2 protein-coding genes and 1 pseudogene are annotated in these 1791 nt (G+C 68.0%); 1 reads left to right on the forward strand and 2 read right to left on the reverse strand.

Translation table 11 applies throughout. The features are described from left to right. Window positions 1-747: pseudogene (locus tag ACEN88_RS30800) on the reverse strand (GGDEF-domain containing protein); the annotation flags it as partial. A gap of 102 nt (window positions 748-849) precedes the next feature. Next, window positions 850-1203 (reverse strand): response regulator, encoded by a 354-nt coding sequence (locus ACEN88_RS30805; protein ID WP_413345852.1) that lies wholly within the window; start codon window positions 1201-1203, stop codon window positions 850-852. A 346-nt stretch (window positions 1204-1549) separates the two neighbouring features. On the opposite strand from ACEN88_RS30805, the gene ACEN88_RS30810 reads away from it, so the two are divergent. Next, window positions 1550-1791: hypothetical protein (locus ACEN88_RS30810; protein WP_413345850.1), on the forward strand; the 242-nt coding region annotated here is incomplete at its 3' end.

Below are 1791 nucleotides of genomic sequence, written 5' to 3' on the forward strand. Positions count from 1 at the left end.
GACCAGCTGCACGCCGCGCCCCACCGGCCAGCGGTCGGCGTTCGCGGGCAGCAGCGAGGCGGCGCCCATGGTCCGCACGATGCCGCTGGCGTCCTGCTCGACGCGCAAGGCGTTGTCGGTGCCGACGAGCGCCAGCAGGCTGCCGGGCCCCAGCGTGGGCGAGCTGACGAACGACGTGAAATACGCGGCGTCGACGGCCATCAGCAGCACGCCGTCGAAGCCGTCGTCAGGCGTGTCGAGCCGGCGCGTGAAGAGGATGGTGCCACGCGCTTCGTCCAGTTCCGGCGGCGGCGTGCCGATGCGCAGCGCGGTCGAGATGGCGTTGCGGTGCTGGATGAAGAAGTCGGCCCGGGACAGATTCAGCCCGCGCGCGTGGATGCGGCTCGAGGAGCGGACCGCGCCGTCCGGCCCGATCACGCTCACGTTGACGAAGGCGGCGTCGGTGAACATGCCGTCGCGGCGCATGTTCTCGATCAGGCTGCGGTCGCGCGCGTGCTCCCAGCTGTGCTTGAGCTGCATGGTGATCTGGTCGACCTGGGCGACCGAGCGGGTGACGTACTGCTCGTAGGCTTCGGCATACGCGTCGGCCTCCTTGAACGCCTGCTCCTCGGCGCGCCGGCGTTCCGCGCCGGCGTGCAGGATGGTGGCGGTCCAGAGGGCGGCACAGGCGAGCAGGGCCAGCGCGGGCCACAGCAGCGCGAGGAATCGGTGGGTGCGCGGGGCGGTGTGCGCACTGGACTTGGACATGCGGGTTCCGTCAGAAGGGCGTGCGGGGATGCACGCTCAGTTACTGTTCAGCAACTCGCAGTGTAAGAAAAGAAAGTGACGGGATGATGACACGGCCGCGCGTCAGGCCGGCGTGCCCTTCGCCAGCGCCTGCGCCAGCGCATCCACGTCGGCCGGCTTCACGAAATGGTAATGGAAACCCGCGGCCTTCGACGCGTCGCGGTCCTGCTGCTGGCCATAGCCCGTGAGCGCGATGAACAGCGCCCCGGCCGCACGCGGCAGCGCGCGGATCTGGCGCGCCAGTTCGTGGCCGTCCATGCCCGGCAGGCCGATGTCGAGGACGAACGCGTCGAAGGACCGTTCGCGCGCGCAGGCGAGCGCCTCGCCGAACGCTTCGGCAGACTGGGTTACCTGGCGCGGGAATTGTGCGACGTCATTCCCGCCCTGCTCGAACAGGCCGCCGGCGACAGCGCCGATGCGGCGTCACGACCTTCCGGCAGCTTCGCCGGGGGACAAAGGGTTGAACGATGACGGTTCGGCTCTTATCTAATCCGCATGTGTCGACGTTGCAGGCGGCACGGCGGAACAAGGGAAACTCTGGTTTCCCAAAGCAGAAGGCGTGCAATCCGACGAACCGGCCGGCACGCTGCCGGTCAAATGCTGACAGTCGGATTCGTACGCCACCGGGGCCGCGTATTGCGTCGGTTCCCTGATGGTTCACGCTTGGACCGCATGGTCCATCGGGAACCCTAAGCCCCGCCTCACTTCCAGTGCTCACCGGGAGACGGCGGTAAACGATAGACGTGAACGAGGAGTAAAACAAATGAAAGCTCTTAACAACGCATCGAAAATTCTGTTTGCTGCAGCCCTGATGGCCAGCCTGGCCGCTTGCAAGAAGAATGACACCACCAGCACGACCGGTACCGGCGACACGTCGGCCACCGCGCCGAGCAGCAGCTCCGGCACCAGCGGCACGACCGGCGCCACCGGCACGGGCACGACGGGTGACACCACCGGCACCGGGACCGGCGCGACCGGCACGATGGGCGGCGCAACCGGCGCGAC

This window comes from Massilia sp. CT11-108 (assembly GCF_047302915.1).
In the GTDB taxonomy this organism is placed as follows: Bacteria; Pseudomonadota; Gammaproteobacteria; order Burkholderiales; family Burkholderiaceae_D; genus Telluria; species Telluria orientalis.